The following is a 21,003-nucleotide window of genomic DNA, read 5'->3' on the forward strand; positions in this document are numbered from 1 at the left end:
TTTTCTCATCTTTCCGATACGTCAGAGACTAGAGAGTGGAACCGCCAAGCGTACAAAGGAGCAATCACAATTTCCATGATTGCTCCTTCCAATTCTATGCTATAGATGAATTATCTCATCTAAATCAATCATTCACTAATTACTCTTGCGGTATCGTTACCGACCAAAAGCTTTATCCAACTAGTGGAGCTACTACCTGTATAAATTGAAAAACTTAACTTTGCTTGTGCTGGTCCATCAAGCGTTTCGCGAGGTTGGACTATTTCCAACTTATTGATTTTCGGGACAGTACCTAAAGCAATAGCTGCTCCATCCCGTACCCTGTCGATGAAATCATTTCCATTTTGAGTGATTGTAAAATTTGCTTTAAAAAATACAGCGTATACCCCAGCATTATAAAAAACATCTGCATCTCTATAACTAATATAGCCGCTGCCGCGAAGTATAGTATCAGGATAAATATTACCACCTATCGGTAGGTTAGGCCACCCTTCCCACCCTTGAACACTAATATTTGGTGCTATGAACGTACTACTCACAGAACCATCTGGATAAACGGATACCATCTCTATCCCTTTGTCAGTTTTCAGCTCATAACTTTTTACTGGCTCAACCCCTCCGGCGAAAGAATCCCATGGTTGCTCGTTATAGTGTTTCTCTAATAAGATGTCTTGGACTTCTTCAGTAACTCCATATTTATTTAAAAAATCTCTAACATCCTGCTCTGTTATTTCATTTGGCAAAGTAAAGGATGAATTTGTTGCGCTATTAGCGTAAGCGAAAGTATTTATACTACCGAATGATATTGCTAGAGCCAATCCGAAGGTGGTTATATAGAAAATTATTTTCTTCATTTGAATTCTCCTTTTTTAATTAATATCGGCATAGACATCAAATCGATCATTGCCAACAGTAATCCATAGATAACAAGTTTGTCCACTTCCAATGATATTCAATTTTGAAATCCAATATAATTGAGCTTTTGCAGGATAATCTAGAGTTTCAGTCGCTTGTTCTATCGATAACTTTATGTCACTAATCTTAGCTCCGAATCTGAATATATCCTCATCCCCAACAGCACTAATGAAATCATTTCCATTTTGTACAAGGGTGAAAGTAACGTAAAATTCAGCTTTAGCTGCAACAGTATCATAAAAAACCCTTGCATTTTTATAGGTAACATATCCGCTTCCTCTGATAATAGTTCCATTATCGAAGCCTTTTTTATTTATACCGAAAGGATGATCTTCATCTGTAATTTCAGGTAGCTTAGATGAAGCAATAACAGATCCATCTGGAAAAGTTTTAATTTCTAAGAGACCTTCATCTGTCTGTAATTCATGGATAGATATCGGTTCTACCCCTTTTTTAAAAGAATCCCACATCTCACCATTGAAATACTTTTTTAGCAATGCATCCTGATTTTCTTTAGATACCCCATAGCGAGTAAAGGTCTCCCTTACATCTTCTTCAGTAAGATAGGTAACATTTGGTTGCAACTCAGTAGCATACGCTGTTTTATAATCAATACCTACCACCAGCAATAATAAAGTCAGTGTTGATATAAGCATGTTTATTAACTTTTTCCTCAAGATATTTCACTCCTTTTGTACAATAATTTTATTCGAGTTAATAAGGTCTTTTTATTAGTCGCATCAAAGCAGTTATCCGCTTTTAACCTGGATAGGGTCTAAATGTATCCTTACCAACTAACAGCTTCAAATAAGTAACTGCTCCTACTCCTCCATTATACCAATTTATAGTTAAATCCATTTTAGCTTCTGCCGGATCATCTAGTGTTTCTTTTGCTTGAATTATACCTACAGATATATTCGTAGCGCTTCCTACCTTACTTTTAAATTTAGGCTCCCATACTCTGTCTATAAAGTCCATTGCGCCTTGAAGTATTGTAAAATTAGCATTAAATGCAATATACGTTACAAGGTCGTCATAATAGACTACGGCATCTTTATAACTAACATAGCCTGACCCCTTAATTATAGTACCTGGCGTGACACCATCATACTTTCCAAGTGGTTTGTACGACGAAGGGTCAGATTCAACAGCGAGAATACCTGTGATTAAAATAGAACCATCTTCGAACTTTCTAATTGTTTTAGTTCCTGTAGTAGTTTCAACGGTCTCTTCTTCCACGGGTATTGAATCTTCTTTCATCGAATCCCATAGTTCACCTTTTTCAAGTTTGCTTAGTAATTCAACCTGCACCTTCTGTTGTACTCCATACTGACTTAATGAGTTTTGGATTTCTAAATAAGAGATACTATTCTCTTTTTGTTTTTGTTCTAATTCTGCTTTTTTTTCATTTTCAGCAGCATAAATACTAGTATGTTGCCCAAAGAACAGAGAGATAGCTAACGTAGGTAATGCGACATATTTCGTTAATTTGTTCAAAGAAATCTTCCCCTTCCTTTTTTAGTAACCTAATACTACCACACCTAAAAATAGTGTCAATTCAGTATCTTTTGTAATTATTATTTTTTTATTTACTTTTCTATGTCGAAAATTGTCTATTATTGAGGGATAAACAAAAGGATATTGTTTCGTGCTGAAATAACACTACTAAGTAATCGTTGTATTAATTAATCATTTTTATTCCGCAATATTTACAGAAGGGAGGGATGGGCTATCTTTCCACTCAAAGGTATAGTAGGGAGGCATTTGCCTTAAGTAACCTAGAAGAGATAATAGTAAAGAAGAGGCTAATAACGGAGAGCTACATTGAGCGTAGTGGGAAAGATTAAAGGATATGTAGAAAAAGAACTCTATACAGTAATTTTTTTGAATGCATAATTAATAGCTTGATTAGGGCAGATCATTAGCATCCCCGTCTTGTAGGATTTGGTTTTGATTCGAACAAGACGAGGCAAATATATACCTAGATAATCGAAAAAATTGGTGTGATGCTTTGAAAGTATGCTTCAATAAGTACTCAAAACTGTTGAAACAGAAATGCTCCAAGCGATTAATGTAAATGAAATAGTCAACCACAAAGTATTCCTAGTTGTGGATTGGTCATTTCTAATATTCTTTAATAGTGCTACAAGATTAAGACAAAAAACAATAGCTAAAACAGGTATAAGAAACAAGCTTATGAATGAAAATATAAACCATTGCAAAATATTCACCTCCGCTTTTTGTTTTTCAAATACTTTGATATTCTAAATGATACCGAAATTACTGAACCATTACAACCTTACTCGCAAGATCTTGTGTTTAATAACAAACTCTCTGGATTTCACTTATTCTCCAATAAATTCTGACACCAAGAAAACGACAAGTGAACATATAAAACACGATTTGAATTAGTGAAAAGGAATAAAAGGAAGTTTTCTTTTGTAGCTTGTTCAATGTGATTCCATTATCTCAAAAGTTTGCCCTATAGAAGTTACTCCGGACTCAATTGTAAATATCCAATTGTGCACATCAATAAATTGCATAGATTAAGCAATATAGATACACGCTATGGACAACTTTATTTAGATTTAACGATGACAAAAGAAACGCAAAACCGCATGTTAATGCGAACAAAGTTAATTCGTGCTGTTCGCAGATTTTTAAAGAACCATAATGTGAAAGTATCAAGTCCCTCTCATTGAAAACAGCCCACACGCACCGTCACTTCCGGTACTTGTAGGCTGTTTTTTATTGCTCCATTTGCTTCGCAAGGAAATGGGCGGCCGTTTCGGCAGCTTTTTGTTCTGCATCGCCGAGGAAATGGACTTTGGAGAGCAAATAGACGGCGCCGATTGTATCGCCGCCTGCCACGATTGGCATGATGCAATACGATTTCACCTGCTCGACTTGTCCAGGAACCCATTCGACGGATTTCTCCATCTTTTCCATCACCATCGTGCGGCCTGCCAAAACATCCTCAACGTCTGGTGATAGCTGGCGGTTCAAATAGTCTTTTTTCGATACTCCGGATACGGCGATCATTTCGTCCCGATCGCTGATAAGGGCCGGGGTGCCAAGTGTCTCGTATAACGTTTCCGCATACTCTTTTGCAAACTGCCCTAATTCGGATATCGGGGAATACTTCTTTAAGATGACTTCCCCATCCCGATCTGTGAAAATTTCTAGCGGATCTCCTTCGCGGATGCGTAGCGTTCTTCTGATTTCCTTCGGGATTACGACCCTGCCTAAATCGTCAATTCTACGCACGATACCTGTTGCTTTCATCCATGATGCCTCACTTTCCAAAATTGATAACCGTCTTCCGTTCGGACTTAGTATGCATCATGGATGGACATTTTATGCAATAGACCCTTTAGCCGGCATCGACTTCTGCTTTTTCTTTTATCGATTGGCTCAGCAGTTCCATCACTTGTTCCAGTACATCAAATTCCGTCATTTTACCGGTATGGCGGTCATCCACAGTTAGAATGAGCTGGCCGTCCTCCATAGTAAAACCGACAGCCCGGCCAAATTTCATCGTGTCTGCCACAATTTTTGCGCCGTCCATATTTTCGGTTCCTTCTTTGGATAGGCGGATTTCGATGACATTTCGTTGTTTCTTAATGGATTCGACTCCCGCGTGGCGGCCCCACGCTTTAATGCGGCCCACTCGCAGCAACAAATCGGCCTCTAGCGGCAGATCGCCAAAGCGGTCCGTCATTTCATCGAACAACTCCGCATAATCCTCTTCGGATTCGATCGCTTTCACTCGTTTGTACATTTGAATCTTTTGGAAGCCGTCTTTAATATATGTGTCAGGTAAGTAGGCATTGATCGGTAATGAAATTTCAACGTCGATGATATCCGCCTTCGATATGCCTGTTTGTTTCTCCTCAATGGCATCTTGGAGCATTTGAGAGTACAAATCAAAACCGACCGAGTCGATAAATCCATGTTGTTGTGCACCGAGCAAGTTCCCCGCACCGCGAATGGATAAGTCACGCATCGCGATCTTAAAACCAGATCCTAATTCTGTGAACTCCTTGATTGCCTGCAAACGGTTTTCCGCCACTTCTGTGAGCACCTTATCCCGTTGATACAAGAAATAACCATACGCCACCCGGTTGGAACGGCCGACACGCCCGCGCAGCTGATACAGCTGGGACAAGCCCATACGATCGGCATCATGAACGATTAATGTGTTCACATTTGGGATATCAATGCCCGTTTCGATTATTGTGGTCGTTACGAGGACATCGTATTCGCCTTCCAAGAAGCTTAGGATGACAGCCTCCAGCGTCGATTCTGACATTTGCCCATGGGCAAACGCCACTCTCGCCTCTGGCACGAGCTGTTTAATCTCTTCCACTTTTTTCGTCATGTCTTCCACGCGATTGTATAGGTAAAATACTTGGCCACCACGTCCTAGCTCGCGTTCAATCGCTTCTTTGACCAGTCCAAAATTATGTTCCATCACATACGTTTGTACAGGAAAACGGTTTGCCGGCGGTGTTTCAATGACGGACAAGTCCCGGACTCCGAGCATGGACATATGCAATGTCCGCGGAATTGGCGTCGCTGTTAACGTCAACACGTCCACATTCGTTTTCAACTGCTTGATCTTCTCTTTATGCGTCACGCCGAACCGCTGCTCTTCATCGACAATTAAAAGCCCTAGATCTTTATAAATAACATCCTTCGAGAGAAGACGATGTGTACCGACGACAACGTCAACCGTACCCGCTTTCAAGCCCTTCAATGTTTCTGTCTGCTCTTTCTTAGAACGGAACCGATTTAATAAGGAGACCTCGACAGGGAAGCCGGAGAACCGTTCCTTCATTGTTTCATAATGCTGCTGGGCCAAGATGGTCGTCGGTACGAGGAAGGCCACCTGTTTACCGTCCGCGACTGCTTTGAATGCCGCACGTATCGCAACTTCGGTTTTTCCATATCCGACATCCCCGCAAAGCAGCCGGTCCATCGGCCGCTCCCGCTCCATGTCCTGCTTCACTTCGGTGATCGAACGGAGCTGATCTTCTGTCTCATCATATGGGAATGCATTTTCAAAAGAACGTTGCAGATCATCATCAGGAGAAAAAGCATATCCTTTTTCCGATTCACGCTTGGCATACAGTTTGATCAGATCATCTGCAATATCTTTAACGGCCGCGGAAACCTTTGATTTGGTCTTCTTCCATTCTGCTCCGCCTAGTTTATGCAGTTTCGGCTCTTTTTCACCCGATGCCACATATTTTTGGATCAAATCAATTTGATCTGCCGGGACAAACAGCTTATCCTCGGCTCGATATCGAATATCCAAATAATCTTTATGGACACCGTTCACTTCAAGCGTCACTACACCATAATACTTTCCGATTCCGTGGTGGACATGGACGATATAGTCACCGGGTTTGATTTCCGAGTAGCTCTTGATCCGCTCGGCATTCGTCATCTTCTTCGCACGTGTTTTCCGCTTGGCCTTTCCTTTGAACAACTCGGCATCTGTAATGACGGCTAGACGCTGGAACGGCAGCTCAAATCCGGCAGACAGATCGCCATCGACAATGATGACATTCCCCTTGCCCGTCGGCGTGCCGTTTACGGTTCCGCTTATCTCGTAGTCTTGCAATATACCTTGCACTTTCTTCATTCTTTCATCGCCGTCCGCAACGACAAAGACGTCGAAATTCCCTTGCTTCCAGCGTTCCATCTCATGCTTCAGCACGTTCATTTGCCCGTGGAATTCCTGCATGGGCTTACAGGAAAACGAAACGGTTTTCTTTAACGTAATGCCCGGAACTGCTCTTGTGAACAGGGAGAAATACGCCCTTTTTTGTTCCAGCATGCCTTGCACCTCTTCGAAGGAGAAGGTGATTTTGGCGTCATGGACAATCTTGCCTTCCTCCAGCAAGGAAAGGAACCATTCTTTCTCTTCTGCTTCCAGAGATGTGGCGACTTCATGGATTCTGCCGATTTCATCAAGCAGCACGAGGCCATTCGATGGAAAATAATCACCGAGAAACGATGGCGGCTCTTCGGAGAATGAAATGTATTTCATCATACCTTCCGGCACCATGCCGTCCCGTAATAACCCGATGTCTTGGGTTATATAAGCTGTCAGGGCCTCTTTCGCCTCATCATTCTTCATCCGCTTCAAGCTGGTACTGAGTGCGACTTCCAAATGCTCAGCGACTTGCATGAGATCGAGGCGGCTCCAGACAAACTCTGTCGCTGGCAAAATCGTTACCGTGTCCAATTTGCCGGTCGACCTTTGATCTTCTGCCGAGAACGTACGGATGGAATCAATATCCGTATCAAATAACTCAATTCGGATCGGATCATCCTCCGTCAGGGGATAAATATCAAAAATACCGCCACGCAATGCAAAATCGCCCGGCGTTGTTACCATATCCTGTCTCGAGTATCCCATAAGAACGAGCTGATTCAGCCAGTCCTCGATTTGAATGCTGTCACCTACTTGGGCCGTGAGGGTGGCGGATTTCCACTTCTCCTTTGCAGGCAGGAGCTTTTTCATGCCGGCCAGCGGAGTAATGTAAATGCCCTTCCCGACCCTTGCCATATGATCGAGTGTATCAATCCGCAATGCTCTCAATTCATAGCTTGATACTGAAAAATCGGCTGCGATCAGCTCCTCCGCAGGATATAGATGGACAAGGGATGGATCTTCGGCCATTTTCACAAGATCATCATATGCACGCTGCGCTTGAAGCATATTGGGGGTTACAATCATGATCGGTTGATCGATGGAGCGTTGGAGCGCATGGAAGAACAGCGGTTTTGCTCCACCCGAAAGACCCGTGATCAATTGACGGTCCTGTCCACCCTTCAGCTCCTCCATCACATTAGCAATCTCTTTTTCTTGTAAAAGCAATTTTATTAGTGTTTCCACTCATCCATTTCCTTTCTACGCGGTTTCAGGCATCAGGTTCGCTTTTTTATATAATAACCTCATCATCGAGTCTTTGGTTTCATTTTCATAAATCTAATTAAACATTTGGAAGAGGGCTTGCACAGACGGCAAGCTCCTCCTTCGTAGTAAAGTGCAAAAAGCTTTGTGCGTAATGCTACGCCAAAGCAGATCGTCACTGTTTCCAATTTTCAAGATGATATAAGTCCGGGAACATCCGCAGTGATTGCTCGCATTGCTCACAAATGCAACGGACCGTCATCGAGCCTTTATCATCGGTATCGAGAAATCGTTCCTTCTCTTTCTCATCGTTTTCTTGAAGCTGCCGAATAACATCTCTTGCTGAATCGAACGGAATACTTCCAATTTCCGTATTGCAATGCTTACATGTATATCGTACGACCATCATGATGATCCGCCCCTTTTTATGAAAGTATAGGCGGAAACACATGGGTTTATTCCTTAGGATCCGTTGTAATCATTCATGACTTCCAAGAAAGGCGCTTTGAGCCAGGCCTCGCAAGCGTCTGCACTTTTCTTGATCATTTCTTCCATGACCGGTATTTCCTCTTTGCCAAAATTGGATAGTACATAGTCTGGCACCTTCATGCCGCCTGTAGGACGTCCGATGCCGATGCGGATCCGATTGAACTGATCTGTCCCCATATGGGCAATCAACGATTTCATGCCGTTATGGCCGCCTGCACTTCCCTTTTGGCGGAGCCGGAGTTTTCCTGGCACCAGATCGAGATCATCGTATAATACGACAATTTCATCGTCATCCACGCCATAGTAATCCATTAACGGGCCTACACATTCACCCGAAAGATTCATATAGGTCAACGGTTTTACCAGAATGACCTTGCCTTCAGGACGGTGGATCACCGAAAAGGCCCCGTTAAATTTCGATTGGGCCGGAGGAGCATCCCACCGGCGGGCCAATTCATCAATTACGAGAAATCCGATATTGTGCCGGGTATGTTCATATTGTTTACCCGGATTCCCGAGCCCCACAATCATTTTCATAAACGTTCTCTCCTATAGCTCGTTTCAAACTCATAATGCAGAAAAGAGGCGCACGGCAACAACCGTACGCCTTATAGCTTTTCTGTTTATTCCTTGGAACTGGGAAGCATGAAAGGATTCAATGCCTGTTCAGTTCTTTATTCCGCGTCGTTCACTTCTTCTACAGGTGCAGCTGCTTCTTCCGAATCATCTGCATCCTCATCCGTCTCAGCGCGTGGAGCCGAGATGACGACAAGCGCTTCTTCATCGTCGTTGAGAAGTTCAAAATTGGACGACTCCCGGATCTCTTTAACTGTAATCGACTCACCGATTTGCAGGTTCGAGATATCAACATCAAATGATTCCGGAATGTCGGACGGTTTTACTTTGATGGTTACTTCCCGGATCGGCTGTTGCAGGACGCCGCCCTCTTTTTCGCCAGGCGACTCTCCCACAAGGTGTACCGTCACGTTGACTTCCAATTCCTCTGTCATATTGATGGCGAGGAAGTCGGCATGATAGATCTCGCCTTTCAGCGCATCTTCCTGATAATCCCCCAATACGACATTCAGGTCTTTTCCATCAACGTTTATTTTCAGTACGCCATTTCGGCCGACCTCACGCAATGTGCTCATCAAATCTCTTTCTTTCACTGCGATTGGCATGGATTCGATTTGGTATCCATATACCACGGAAGGGATGAACCCATCTTTTCGAAGCTTGGTTAATGTAGACTTTGGTTTAACTTCTCTTAATTTCGACTGTATTGCTGTACTCATATGCGTAGTCACCTTTCCTGAAAAAAAGTTTTCTAACTATTGAAATACCCAACATCAGACGACATTAAACAGAAACATAACATTTCCCTTAACTTTGCGGATAAGGACTTTTATTCAAACAATGTGCTGACCGATTTCTCTTCGAACACCCGGATAATTGCATCTCCAAGCAGCTTCGCAATCGATAATTGTTTGATCTTAGGTGATTTTTTAGATTCAGGCAAGTCGATCGAATTGGTAACAACCAATTCTTTGATTTGTGAATTGTCGATCCGTTCAATTGCAGGACCGGATAGGACAGGGTGTGTACAGCAAGCATACACTTCCTTCGCTCCACTCTCGATAATCGCGTTGGCAGCAATCGTAATTGTACCAGCTGTATCGATAATATCATCGATCAGGATAGCCGTTTTCCCTCTTACTTTACCGACGATGTTCATGACTTCCGCCACGTTTGGACGCGGACGGCGTTTGTCAATAATCGCAATTGGTGCTTTCATGCGGTCCGCCATTTTGCGGGCACGTGTCACTCCACCATGGTCAGGAGATACGATGACAAGATCATCTCCTTCCAACCCTTTGCTCTTGAAGTACTCTGTTAAAATCGGTTCTGCGACAAGGTGATCGATTGGAATATCGAAGAAACCTTGGATTTGTGGTGCGTGTAGATCGAGACCGATCACACGGTTCGCACCTGCCGTTTCCAAAATGTTCGCAACTAGCTTAGCCGTGATCGGTTCGCGGGAACGAGCTTTTCGATCTTGGCGTGCGTAGCCGTAGTAAGGCATAACGACATTAATTGTCCGAGCAGATGCACGTCGAAGCGCATCGATCATGATGAGAAGTTCCATGAGATTATCGTTTACAGGATTGGATGTAGATTGGATTACGAATACATCACATCCCCGGATGCTCTCTTCAATATTGATTTGAATTTCACCGTCGCTGAATCGTTTTACAGAACATTTACCGAGCGGACGCCCGATTTCATCCGCTACCTGTTGCGCAAGCGCTTGGTTGGAATTTAACGAAAAGATTTTGAGTTTATCATTAGGATAATGATTAGCCATCATGGTCCCCCTATGGTTTTTTAAGATTTAATTTAGAGATGTAGCCTTCTTTATTCTCCTGTCGAGTGCGTGCAATTGCAAGTGAAGATTCTGGTACATTTTTTGTAATCGTCGATCCAGCCGCGATAAATGAGCCTTTTCCAATGGTAACGGGTGCAACCAAATTGGAATTGCAGCCGATGAAAGCATCGTCTTCAATTATCGTTTGGAATTTGTTTTTTCCATCGTAATTGACTGTGATCGACCCGCAGCCAACATTTACATGGGAACCAACTTGCGCATCGCCGATATAACTTAAGTGGGATACTTTACTGCCTTCACCGAGTATCGATTTTTTCACTTCGACGAAATTGCCAATTTTAACATTGTCGCTGAGATTGGAATCCGGACGGATATGAGCAAACGGCCCGACTGTTGTATGGGAACCGATTTTGCTATCTCGCACGACTGACGAATGAATCGTTGTTTCATTGCCGATTATGCTATTGTCTATATGGCTGTTTGGACCGATTGTACATCTCTCACCGATAATCGTACGTCCTTCAATCATGACGCCTGGCTGCAAGATTGTATCGCGGCCAATTTCAGCATCCACACTGATGTAGGTTTGCTCCGGATTAATGATCGTCACTCCATTGCGCATATGTTTCTCCGCAATGCGCTTCCGCATGGCCGCTTCCGCCTGCGCGAGCACCACCCGATCATTGACACCGATTGTTTCGCTGAAATCATCTGTTACATAAGCAGCGATCGTCTCCTGCTCTGATTGCAAGATGCCGATAACATCTGGAAGATAATATTCGCCTTGGGCATTGTCGTTTTTCACTTTTTTCAAAGAGGCAAAAAGGGCTTTATTGTCGAAGCAATACGTACCCGTGTTGATTTCCTTGACTTGTTGCTCCTCTTGGCTGGCGTCCTTGTGCTCGACATTACGGATGACATTTCCGTTTGCATCCCGGATAATCCGTCCGTACCCAGTCGGATCTTCTGCGATGGCTGTTAAGATGGTCGCCTTCGCACCCGTTTCGCGATGATGGGCGACGAGCGCTTCCATTGTTTCCGATTTGATCAGCGGGGTATCGCCGCAAACCACAATCGTCGTACCTTCCAAACCACCGAGTAACTCTTCTGCCTGTTTCACCGCATGGGCTGTCCCGAGCTGTTCCTCCTGAAATGCATAAGAACAGGATTCCCCGAGCAAGTCCTGCACTTTTTCAGCCCCGTGTCCGACAATCGTAACGATCTTATCGGCGCCAAGACCTTTAATATGGTCGACTACGTGCTCGACCATCGGTTTCCCACAGACAGGATGCATTACTTTATATAGATCGGACTTCATCCGCGTACCTTGTCCTGCAGCAAGGACGATGGCATATGTATTCGTCATGTGCTGTCCTCCATCCATAATTTCATTATTGACTATATATGAGTTTCAGCATTTTATCAACTATCCCCTCTTGACAACAGCTTCTTTTTCTTTTAGTATTATTTACTTGTTTTTTTCTATGTATAATCTACCTTTCCATCCATGTATTCCTCACTCTCATACACAAAATAAAAGACCAACTCTATCTGTCGCGTTGGTCTTTTGGAGTCTTATGAAATTGTGATTCAGGGTTACGCGCCCGCTTCTTCCAGTACGCCGCGCTCTGCTACCTGATGGTACGCTTCCAGCACTGCGTCTTGTATTTTTGTACGCGCCCCCGAATTAATTGGATGAGCCACATCGCGGAATTCCCCTTCCGGCGTCCGTTTGCTTGGCATGGCCACAAACAATCCGTCATTCCCCTCAATGACCCGGATATCGTGGATGACAAACTCGCTATCCAATGTGATGGAAGCGATCGCTCTCATTCTGCCATCCGTATCTACCTTGCGTAATCTCACATCTGTAACTTCCATTTTTTACCCCACTCCCTTTTCAAATGCGTTTCACTTTCTATATTCTACAAAAGCAATGAGAACCCTTCTTTTGTTCTAAAATATTTACACGATTTTGAAAAGTGGTTATCTGTTGGGATTGAGTTGTATAAAGTTTGTAAAAAGCAGCAAAGACAAATGGAGAAAAACCTCTATGATTCAGGCTTTACGTTTAAATCAAATCCGAATTCCCTTACAGTGCTGCTTCGCCTTCCCAGGGGGCACTAAGCTGCTATCCATTCAAGGGTTGCGACAGGATATCACAGTTCTAGGGAGGAATTAATATTTGAATGTGTTATAGAAGCAAGCGATTCACCGAGAGATTCAAACGGTCTTTCAGCATGATACGAGCGGTTCTGGACTTCTGTCAAGTTCGTGGACACGTTTTCGTGAGCGGTTCTTTTTCAAATGCCTACCGCGCTTCGCTTGGTGTACTTTCATGGAAGAGCAGTTAAAGTGACAACTGCTCTTCCATGAAAGTTGCGAGTGGTTCTTGCCCTTTTTTCTTCCGTGACTCCTCGTACAACCTCTCAAATTCATTGGGCGTTTGGTATGCCAATGTCGAATGGCTTCGCTGCTCATTGTAAAAGGAGATAATATACTCTAGCACCACTTTTCCCGCTTCTTTCTTCGTTTTGAAACCCCTACGATAGATTAGCTCTTTCTTAATGGTCGCGTGAAAAGATTCGATACATGCGTTGTCATAACAGTCGCCCTTGCGGCTCATGCTAATTTTACACTGCTTCTCCATGAGGAGGGCAATATAGTCATGGGATGCATATTGTGACCCTTGGTCTGAGTGATGGATCAATCCCTTTTCTGGCGAGCGAAACTGAAAGGCCCGTTTTAATGCCAAGAGCGGCAGCTCCTTGCTTAAGGTGGTAGCCAGATTAAAGCCAATGATTTTACGGGAGAATAGGTCCATGACGGTCGCTAAGTACAGCCAACCTTCGCTTGTCCAAATGTAGGTAATATCCACGACCCACACTCGGTTGGGCGCCTCCGCGTGAAACTCCCGATCTAACAGATTGGGATAGATAGGATGTTCGTGATTGGATTGGGTCGTCACGGTGTATTTGAACGGGACTGTCGCAGATAGTCCAAGCTCGTGCATGTAGTTCGCGACAGTCTTCTCCGATAAAACCATGCCTACTTTCTCCAGTTCTTTCTTGATTCGTGGACTTCCATAGACTTTTCTTTTCGCATAGAAGATCCGTTTGATCTGGGCTTGTGCCTTCTCCTTTTTGAGTTGCGTGTCGCTTTTCTTTCTGCCAAGCCATTTGTAGTAACCGCTTTTAGACACACCAAGCACTTTGCACATCTTATTCACGCGGTATTTCTCCGAATGTATCTCGATAAACGCATAGATTACTTCGGGTTTTTGGAGAAGATGTGCATGGCCTTTTTTAAAATCTCATTCTCCTCCTGCAGTTCCCGGATTTCCTTCTCTAACGCCCGCTGCCGTTTCATCTGCTCAGTCGGCGTGAGGTATTCCTTGCCGTTCTGTTCTGCCAGTCGCTTTTTCCGGTAGTCGCTTACCCATCTTCCCAAGGTGCTAACACCGACTCCCATTTCCCGAGAAACCTCTGTCTGTTTCTTTCCTTCTTCCACTACAAGTTTAACTAAATGCTCCTTCAACGCATCGTCAATTCGTTTACTCATTTAGGCACAACTCCGTCCGTTTTATTCGTGTCTCAATCGAAACACACTCACAGAACCGTGTCCACTTTTTATACTACCTTCAGTTCGACCGGATATACGAGCGGTCTCCGCCTTTATTCGAGCACTTCAACAGATATACGAGCGGTCACAGCGATATACGAGCGGTAAACTAAATATACGAGAGGTACCCCGATTATACGAGTGGTTAGCAAGAAGAATCGAGCGGTCGTATTAATTTTTCGAGCAGTATATCAACCGGGCTACCAGCTCCTACTTACGAGCGGTTCGACCGGATATACGAGCGGTCTCCGCCTTTATTCGAGCACTTCAACGGGTAAACGAGCGGTTACAGCGATATACGAGAGGTAAATTTAATATACGAGAGGTACCGCGATTATACGAGCGGTTAGCGGGAAGAATCGAGCGGTCGTTTTAATTTTCAAACGGTTCATCAAACGAAGCCACCACCAGCTACTATATGCAGAGGTGTTCATCAAGTGCTTCATCAAATTTCCACCAGGAAAAATTCACACAAAAAAATCAGGAAGAGATACACAACTGTGTTCTCTTCCTGATCGATCATTAGATTACCGCGATGACTTCAATCTCAACCGCTGCATCTTTTGGCAGTCTTGCCACTTCCACTGTGGAGCGAGCAGGTGTGTGGGAGCCAAAGTGTTCAGCGTATACTTCGTTCAATGCCGCAAACTGGTTCATGTCTTTAATGAAGACAGTTGCTTTGATGACTTTATCAAGGCTTGTGCCAGCCTCTTCTAGAACAGCTTTCAAGTTGGCGAAAACTTGGTGTGTCTGTTCTTGAATGGTTCCTTCTAGCAGTTGACCGTCTGGCGTCATTGGAAGCTGGCCGGATGTGTACACAAATCCGTTTGCTTTGACCGCTTGTGCATAAGGTCCAATCGCTTGTGGTGCATCTTTTGTCGCTACATAATTCATGACATCGTTCCACCCTTCTTAAAATAGTTGCCTTCCTGCAGTTCGATGGTGCGGTCTTTCTCATTCACCGCTTTCAGTTTGACCAACGACAAGAAGTCTTGGACGAGCACTTCCTCGGTATGTTCCGCTTCCACTAATACTGCGATTCCGGCAAGCTCGCAACCGAACTCCTCGAGCAGATTCTTCATGCCGGCCATCGTTCCGCCCGCTTTCATGAAGTCATCTGTGAGAAGGACACGCTGTCCGCTTTGCATACTTCTTTTCGATAATACCATTGTTTGAATTCTCCGTGTAGAGCCTGACACGTAATTAATGCTGACGGTAGATCCCTCGGTCACTTTGCTATCCCGGCGGACGACAACGACAGGCACATTCAAATGGCGCGCAATGGCATGCGCGATGGAAATGCCTTTCGTCGCCACGGTCATGATCACATCAATTTCCGTTTCGGCGAAAGCGGAGGCGAATACCTTGCCAATGCGGTCCATCATTCTCGGATTGCCGAGAAAATCGGTCATGTACAAATAGCCGCCTGGAAGAAGACGATCAGATCGGCCCAAGTTTTCCTTTAACATGGCCATCACTTCCCTGACTTCTGATTCCGTCACTTTCGGGATATATTTAACACCGCCGGCAGCACCTGAAACCGTAACCAATTTGCCTGTTCCGTTTTCTTCAAAGGTTTGCTTCACGATCGTCAAGTCTTCACTGATCGAGGATTTCGCCGCCTGATACCGGTCTGAAAAGTACGTAAGAGGAATTAATAAATGGGGATTTTCCAAAAGGTGGCGTGTCATATCAACCAACCTCTCACTTCTTTTCCATTTCATAAGAACACCCCCTAAAACCGAATATTTACTTGCAATTTAACACAAATGTACGTCTTTATACAAGAGGGAACCGTTCCCCTGTCATTCGGACCGCATGCACTTCGGTGCAAAAGCCCTTTAATCCATTATAAATACGCGAGACCCGGGATTCGTGCTTGACCAGGCCAAACACCGTAGGGCCGCTTCCGCTCATTAACACCGCATCTGCGCCGAACTGCTCCATTTTTTCTTTCAAGACAACCACCTGAGGATACAGTTTCATTGTAACCGGCTCCAGTACATTGCCAAGTGAACGGCACATCTGCTGATAATCGTTCGAAGCCAAAGCATCCATCATCTGTTTTGTATCTGGATGTTGAATAGATGAGAGATCCAAATTGCGATAAATGTCCGCAGTTGAGACTGAAATGGATGGCTTCGCTAAAATGACCCAACAATTCGGCGGTGCCGCCAGATGCTGAATCTTTTCTCCGCGTCCTGTAGCCAATGCAGTCCCGCCGTAGACACAAAACGACACATCCGAACCGATGCGGGCGCCCAGTTCAGCAAGCTTGTCCGCGCTGAGCTGTAAATCCCAAAGACGGTTCAGCCCTCGAAGCGCAGCCGCTGCATCGGAACTTCCGCCTGCCAGGCCAGCCGCAACGGGGATATTTTTGTCGAGCGTGATTTCGACACCTTTATGTATGCCATACTCTTTCCGAAGCAGATCTGCGGCTTGGTAGGCCAAGTTTTTCCGATCGCTCGGCACGAATCGTTCTGATGCTTTAATTGTAATTTTCCCATCGTCTGTTGGCTTGAGCCAGACGCGATCCGCCAGATCCACAGTGGTCATGATCATTTCGACCTCGTGGTACCCGTCTGGACGTTTATACAGCACATCAAGCGTCAGGTTAATTTTGGCCGGTGCTTTTTCATATAACATCCAGCTCCCTCCATTCATTCCGCTACTCATTGTTCCCTATTTTACCATAGGCCAAGCCGTTTGCGGTACTTTCATTTGCAAAACGGCATATGGGATGGAAAAGGGCTGCTTGGAACAGATTTCTCTTCCTCGCAGCCCTTCCCGTGTCAGTCGTTTATGAGTTGAAAGGTGTTTAGCGGTTATTTCTTTTGGGCCATGCCTTGTTCCGCCATTTCAATCGCTCGCTTCACCATATTTCCTGCGTCGCGTGATTTGATTCCTCCCCAACCTTCTCGCTGGACAACATCGTAAAATCCAAGTTCTTTCGCAATTTCTTCCTTCAAGCGCTCAGACATTACTCGTTTTCTCGCCATTCGGGTTTTCCTCCTTTGCGACTGACAACCGTAGTATGAGTCCAAACCATAAAAAAACACCTATTCCTTCTATAGATAAAAGGAAATAGATGTCCAAACGTAATCTTTAAAAACATTCCGCGCTCATCCTCCCAAATAGGAGGACGAGGCAAAATGAGATGAAAAAAAATAAATCAAACCATGATGGCAAAACGAATTATTTGACGACAAACGCAGTTGCGTCACCGTCTGCTAGAACTGTTATTTCGACCGCTTCGGTCAAAATATCCGCGTAGCTGTAAGACACCCTTTCAAAAGAATTTTCGTCCTGGTCCAGTTCCACTACAAAAACTGCCCGATACGTCTCTCGAAGGACTCCGGCCCGTTCAATCGTCTTCTTCCGGCCGCCGTTTGCTCTTACATACAAACGTTTTCCTAAGTGAGCATCCAATGACTTCTTAATGTCCGCTAATGTTTTTGGCACGTCGCTTACACCTCACTGTGTATAAGCATAACACTTTTAAAAAGTTCTGTCAATTAAAATTAGAATTTTATCAGTAGATGCTTACTTTTGTCAATCGTTTTTTCGCTTTTTTCGACACTTTTGACATTTCGACGTACCAAATTTGTCACTTCTGAGGTCTATGGAAATCAGGATAAAGGGCGTTCGCCAATCGGCCAAACTCTTCGATCGTCAGCGTCTCTCCCCTTCGGCCCGGATCGATTCCCACTTTCTCGAATGCATCCAATATCGCATCCTTCTTCTCCTTGCCGCTTGGAAGTGACGATTGCAAGTTATTTAAAATCGTCTTTCTCCTTTGCACAAAGGAACCTCTGGACACCTCGAATAGGAAGTCCTCATCAATTACCTCGACAGGCGCTTCCGTCTTTCTCGATAAACGAATCACAGCAGACTCTACGTTCGGCTGTGGCATGAACACGGTTTTTGGCACAATCATAGCGACTTCAGCATCCATGTAATATTGAATGGCAATGGACAATGAACCATATGCTTTCGTTCCAGGAGAAGCCGTGATCCGATCGGCTACTTCTTTTTGCATCATGATAACAAGCCGCTCAATTGGCACCTTGCTCATGAGGAACTTTAAAATAATTGGCGTTGTTACATAATAGGGAAGGTTAGCGACGACCACTACTTCGTCCACGTCTGTAAAATATTGTTCCATTACAGCGTTCAAGTCGGCCTCCAGAATGTCCTGGTGGATGATCTTTACATTCGGATAAGGCGATAGCGTATCCTCCAGCACAGGAAGCAGACGCCCATCAATTTCAAATGACACGACTTGTCCTGCTTCTCTTGCAATTTGTTCGGTGAGGGCGCCGATACCCGGTCCGACTTCGATCACACCCGTCCGTTTTGTCAGTCCGGCATGATACACGATATTCTTCAAAATATTAACGTCGATCAGGAAGTTCTGACCCAAACTTTTTTTAAATGAAAACCCATACGTCTCCAAAATTTCTTTCGTTCGATTGGGTGTAGCGATATCTTTCATCCTTGTCCCTCCTCTATAGCCTCTAAAGCCCGCTTCACTTGTTCCACTTCAATCCGGAACATTTCAAGCCTCTTCTTTAAACCTTTGCCATTCACCTGGCCTATATTCAACAATGTAGCTAATCGCTCTCGACGCTGTTTGGCATCTGGATGGCCAATCAACCGCTCCTCATATAAAAATGACAACGGAATCTCTGTGTTGCACTCCGTGTCGGTTGTATACACTTGCTGCAGCGCTTCCCGGATATCGTCATCGGCAGCATGCTCTATGCCTACTTTTTTTCCGTTTTTTGCAATCGATTTCTTTTTATGCAGAAACGCGTGCTTCACACCTGGCACTCGCTCTTCGATAATCGCACGAATCCGTCTGCCTGGATAATCCGGATCGGTAAAGACGATGACTCCCCTTGTTTCTTGCGCATGTTGGATTTGCAAGAGAGTCGTTTCACTGACAGCGGATCCATTGGTCTCAATCGTCTCCGCACCAGTTGCTCGGTTAACCGCAATCGTGTCGGATTTTCCTTCCACCACGATAATTTCTCTGATGTTCACACAACATCCTCTTTCCTACTTGATTTCATTTCATCTTACTTCTCAAAATTCATTCTGTACAGCATTATAGACAAGCATCCGGTACCTAGAAATAGGCCGGGTTCTGCTTCATTCTATCCCCTGCTGCTTATAACAATCTAATCCACTTTACTGAACGGAAAAACCGCAGGGCCTGTAAGAAGCCCTGCGGAAACATCTATTCATAAGACTCAGGTTGGTTGACCTTTGTGTACTGAATACGTTGAACTTACTTAATCAATTACCTTGATTTTCACTTTACGTCTTCCAAAATTATAGGCATCCGATTTAGTCGGCACATGCAAGTCGATGCGATTGCCTTTAATGGCACCGCCAGTATCACCTGCTACGGCATATCCATAGCCTTCCACCCATACTTTTGAACCGAGTGGAATGACGCTTGGATCAACTGCAATGACCTTTAGATTCGGATTGGCCCGTAAATCGAGACCTGTCGCCGTTTTTCCTGTGCACCCATTACAATACGCCGTATAGGCAGTCGCAGTGACGTAAAATTCCTTGCCGCCTGAAGAGCCGTTATTACGGGAAACCCCGACTCCCTTCGATGGGCCGGCACTCGCCACAAGCACTCGTGTACCAACCGAGACCACTTTATCCTGTGGTTTGGAAAGTACCGTTTCAGCAACTAGCTTTCTTGACACTTCTTTCCCATTTTCCTTGACGATTTCGAACTTCCGCTCCACTTTTCCTTTCTTGCCTGGGTGGACTACTTTTTCGCGTCCTTTTAGCAATTTGGAATCCTTTTGTGTAACGACTGTGAAGTTCGTTGGTTCTTCCACTACATCGGTGACCTTTTCCACTCGAACGATTTCCACAATGGAACCCGGTTTAACCAAACCATCCGCTTTCCGATTGAGCTTATCATGTTCATTCATTTGAATGTTTTCTCTCTTTAAAAAGTCAGCGACCGTAGTCGAAGTTGACCATACTTCCTTCTCTTTTCCCCCGTCATTCAACGTAACTGTAAATGCCCGTTCGATTGAGATTTTGTTATCGTCTCCCACTCGTTGTGAGAGTGCTGGAGAAATCTTGTCGTGTTCTGAAACGTCGACTTTCGCTTCCGCTAAAATGTCGTCAACTTGTCGATCGGTTGTCCAGACGGCTGTTTTGTTTTTACCGTCATCTATTGTAATTTTCTTTGCCTGTTCCCACCTGATTGACAAACCTTCTTCAATCGGTGTATTCACTGAGGGTACTACTAAATCTTTCTCTGACACATCAATTTCCTGTTCGGAAAGTAGATGGCCAACTGTATGTGCATGTGTTTTAACTTCGATTTGCTCTCCGTTCGCTTGCAGCGTGACGGATTTCTTTGCCCCTTCGTTCAGGACTAGTGAAATAACTGTCACAAATAATGCGATTGCTAGAATGGTCGCAGCTATTTGTTGACTCCTCAATGACCTAAAGAACAGATTTTTCATGTTTCCTTTTGGCATGAAAAAACCCCTCCTTCATCACTCGGCAAATTATAAAGGCTATAATCTGGGCTGTCAACCTCTTAGAACTTTCTATCACTCAAAAACAAGAACAAATGATCGCGTTCGCTCGCTGCAATCCTAGAAATTTAGCACTTAAACAC

The 21,003-nt window shown here is 44.3% G+C and carries 19 protein-coding genes and 1 pseudogene; all 20 read right to left on the bottom strand.

What is annotated here, in order from left to right:
- Positions 1-128 precede the first annotated feature (128 nt).
- The 20 genes and pseudogenes from L7D49_RS01935 to L7D49_RS02035 all read right to left on the bottom strand — a co-directional run bounded on the left by L7D49_RS01935 (position 129) and on the right by L7D49_RS02035 (position 20,860).
- Positions 129-854 (bottom strand): hypothetical protein, encoded by a 726-nt coding sequence (locus L7D49_RS01935; protein ID WP_238079143.1) that lies wholly within the window; start codon positions 852-854, stop codon positions 129-131.
- A gap of 15 nt (positions 855-869) precedes the next feature.
- Positions 870-1,592 (bottom strand): hypothetical protein, encoded by a 723-nt coding sequence (locus L7D49_RS01940; protein WP_238079144.1) that lies wholly within the window; start codon positions 1,590-1,592, stop codon positions 870-872.
- 82 nt (positions 1,593-1,674) lie between these two features.
- The gene (locus L7D49_RS01945; RefSeq protein ID WP_238079145.1) at positions 1,675-2,412 is read right to left on the bottom strand and encodes a hypothetical protein; all 738 of its coding nucleotides are present in this window, start codon (positions 2,410-2,412) and stop codon (positions 1,675-1,677) included.
- A gap of 1,251 nt (positions 2,413-3,663) precedes the next feature.
- Positions 3,664-4,200, bottom strand: coding sequence for a stage V sporulation protein T (gene spoVT / locus L7D49_RS01950; protein WP_238079146.1), 537 nt, complete (start codon positions 4,198-4,200; stop codon positions 3,664-3,666).
- Positions 4,201-4,288: 88 nt separating this feature from the next.
- Positions 4,289-7,825 carry a transcription-repair coupling factor gene (gene mfd, locus L7D49_RS01955; protein ID WP_238079147.1) on the bottom strand — a complete coding sequence of 1,179 codons (3,537 nt, stop codon included), beginning with the start codon at positions 7,823-7,825 and terminating at the stop codon, positions 4,289-4,291.
- Positions 7,826-8,018: 193 nt separating this feature from the next.
- Positions 8,019-8,252, bottom strand: coding sequence for an anti-sigma-F factor Fin (locus L7D49_RS01960; protein WP_238079148.1), 234 nt, complete (start codon positions 8,250-8,252; stop codon positions 8,019-8,021).
- 53 nt (positions 8,253-8,305) lie between these two features.
- On the bottom strand, positions 8,306-8,869 hold the full coding sequence (gene pth / locus L7D49_RS01965) for an aminoacyl-tRNA hydrolase (protein ID WP_238079149.1): 564 nt from the start codon (positions 8,867-8,869) through the stop codon (positions 8,306-8,308).
- A gap of 137 nt (positions 8,870-9,006) precedes the next feature.
- On the bottom strand, positions 9,007-9,627 hold the full coding sequence (locus L7D49_RS01970; protein ID WP_238079150.1) for a 50S ribosomal protein L25/general stress protein Ctc: 621 nt from the start codon (positions 9,625-9,627) through the stop codon (positions 9,007-9,009).
- A 110-nt stretch (positions 9,628-9,737) separates the two neighbouring features.
- Positions 9,738-10,697 (bottom strand): ribose-phosphate diphosphokinase, encoded by a 960-nt coding sequence (locus L7D49_RS01975; RefSeq protein ID WP_238079151.1) that lies wholly within the window; start codon positions 10,695-10,697, stop codon positions 9,738-9,740.
- A gap of 10 nt (positions 10,698-10,707) precedes the next feature.
- The gene (glmU, locus tag L7D49_RS01980; protein ID WP_238079152.1) at positions 10,708-12,084 is read right to left on the bottom strand and encodes a bifunctional UDP-N-acetylglucosamine diphosphorylase/glucosamine-1-phosphate N-acetyltransferase GlmU; all 1,377 of its coding nucleotides are present in this window, start codon (positions 12,082-12,084) and stop codon (positions 10,708-10,710) included.
- 230 nt (positions 12,085-12,314) lie between these two features.
- Positions 12,315-12,599, bottom strand: coding sequence for a septation regulator SpoVG (gene spoVG, locus L7D49_RS01985; protein ID WP_207959675.1), 285 nt, complete (start codon positions 12,597-12,599; stop codon positions 12,315-12,317).
- A gap of 469 nt (positions 12,600-13,068) precedes the next feature.
- A pseudogene (locus L7D49_RS01990) lies at positions 13,069-14,279 on the bottom strand (IS3 family transposase).
- A 582-nt stretch (positions 14,280-14,861) separates the two neighbouring features.
- Complete coding sequence (locus L7D49_RS02000; protein WP_238079154.1) at positions 14,862-15,233, bottom strand: RidA family protein; 372 nt, start codon at positions 15,231-15,233, stop codon at positions 14,862-14,864.
- A complete protein-coding gene (gene purR, locus L7D49_RS02005; protein WP_238079155.1) occupies positions 15,230-16,063 on the bottom strand; it encodes a pur operon repressor in 834 nt (277 codons plus the stop codon). The genes L7D49_RS02000 and purR overlap by 4 nt, the downstream gene beginning before the upstream one ends.
- A gap of 55 nt (positions 16,064-16,118) precedes the next feature.
- Entirely contained in the window at positions 16,119-16,985 is an 867-nt protein-coding gene (gene ispE, locus L7D49_RS02010; RefSeq protein ID WP_238079156.1) for a 4-(cytidine 5'-diphospho)-2-C-methyl-D-erythritol kinase, read from the bottom strand.
- A 179-nt stretch (positions 16,986-17,164) separates the two neighbouring features.
- Positions 17,165-17,338 (bottom strand): small, acid-soluble spore protein, alpha/beta type, encoded by a 174-nt coding sequence (locus tag L7D49_RS02015; protein ID WP_184212132.1) that lies wholly within the window; start codon positions 17,336-17,338, stop codon positions 17,165-17,167.
- 196 nt (positions 17,339-17,534) lie between these two features.
- On the bottom strand, positions 17,535-17,801 hold the full coding sequence (gene veg, locus L7D49_RS02020) for a biofilm formation stimulator Veg (protein WP_238079157.1): 267 nt from the start codon (positions 17,799-17,801) through the stop codon (positions 17,535-17,537).
- 145 nt (positions 17,802-17,946) lie between these two features.
- Positions 17,947-18,834: a 16S rRNA (adenine(1518)-N(6)/adenine(1519)-N(6))-dimethyltransferase RsmA gene (rsmA, locus tag L7D49_RS02025; protein ID WP_238079158.1), complete on the bottom strand. Its 888-nt coding sequence runs from the start codon at positions 18,832-18,834 to the stop codon at positions 17,947-17,949.
- Positions 18,831-19,385 carry a ribonuclease M5 gene (gene rnmV, locus L7D49_RS02030; RefSeq protein WP_238079159.1) on the bottom strand — a complete coding sequence of 185 codons (555 nt, stop codon included), beginning with the start codon at positions 19,383-19,385 and terminating at the stop codon, positions 18,831-18,833. Before rnmV ends, rsmA begins: the two co-directional genes overlap by 4 nt.
- Before the next feature lie 251 nt (positions 19,386-19,636).
- Positions 19,637-20,860 carry a ubiquitin-like domain-containing protein gene (locus L7D49_RS02035; RefSeq protein ID WP_238079160.1) on the bottom strand — a complete coding sequence of 408 codons (1,224 nt, stop codon included), beginning with the start codon at positions 20,858-20,860 and terminating at the stop codon, positions 19,637-19,639.
- Between the last annotated feature and the right edge of the window lie 143 nt (positions 20,861-21,003).

This window comes from Sporosarcina cyprini, assembly GCF_022048975.1.
GTDB classification, from domain to species: Bacteria; Bacillota; Bacilli; order Bacillales_A; family Planococcaceae; genus Sporosarcina; species Sporosarcina cyprini.

Bases quoted from the DNA above. Each gene is read 5' to 3' on its own strand.
- purR (WP_238079155.1), bottom strand. From the start codon at position 16,063: ATGAAATGGAAAAGAAGTGAGAGGTTGGTTGATATGACACGCCACCTT.
- L7D49_RS01935 (WP_238079143.1), bottom strand. From the start codon at position 854: ATGAAGAAAATAATTTTCTATATAACCACCTTCGGATTGGCTCTAGCA.
- L7D49_RS02015 (WP_184212132.1), bottom strand. From the start codon at position 17,338: ATGGCGAGAAAACGAGTAATGTCTGAGCGCTTGAAGGAAGAAATTGCG.
- glmU (WP_238079152.1), bottom strand. From the start codon at position 12,084: ATGACGAATACATATGCCATCGTCCTTGCTGCAGGACAAGGTACGCGG.
- L7D49_RS01960 (WP_238079148.1), bottom strand. From the start codon at position 8,252: ATGATGGTCGTACGATATACATGTAAGCATTGCAATACGGAAATTGGA.
- L7D49_RS01975 (WP_238079151.1), bottom strand. From the start codon at position 10,697: ATGGCTAATCATTATCCTAATGATAAACTCAAAATCTTTTCGTTAAAT.
- L7D49_RS01970 (WP_238079150.1), bottom strand. From the start codon at position 9,627: ATGAGTACAGCAATACAGTCGAAATTAAGAGAAGTTAAACCAAAGTCT.
- spoVG (WP_207959675.1), bottom strand. From the start codon at position 12,599: ATGGAAGTTACAGATGTGAGATTACGCAAGGTAGATACGGATGGCAGA.
- ispE (WP_238079156.1), bottom strand. From the start codon at position 16,985: ATGTTATATGAAAAAGCACCGGCCAAAATTAACCTGACGCTTGATGTG.
- L7D49_RS02035 (WP_238079160.1), bottom strand. From the start codon at position 20,860: ATGCCAAAAGGAAACATGAAAAATCTGTTCTTTAGGTCATTGAGGAGT.
- spoVT (WP_238079146.1), bottom strand. From the start codon at position 4,200: ATGAAAGCAACAGGTATCGTGCGTAGAATTGACGATTTAGGCAGGGTC.
- pth (WP_238079149.1), bottom strand. From the start codon at position 8,869: ATGAAAATGATTGTGGGGCTCGGGAATCCGGGTAAACAATATGAACAT.
- L7D49_RS02000 (WP_238079154.1), bottom strand. From the start codon at position 15,233: ATGAATTATGTAGCGACAAAAGATGCACCACAAGCGATTGGACCTTAT.
- rsmA (WP_238079158.1), bottom strand. From the start codon at position 18,834: ATGAAAGATATCGCTACACCCAATCGAACGAAAGAAATTTTGGAGACG.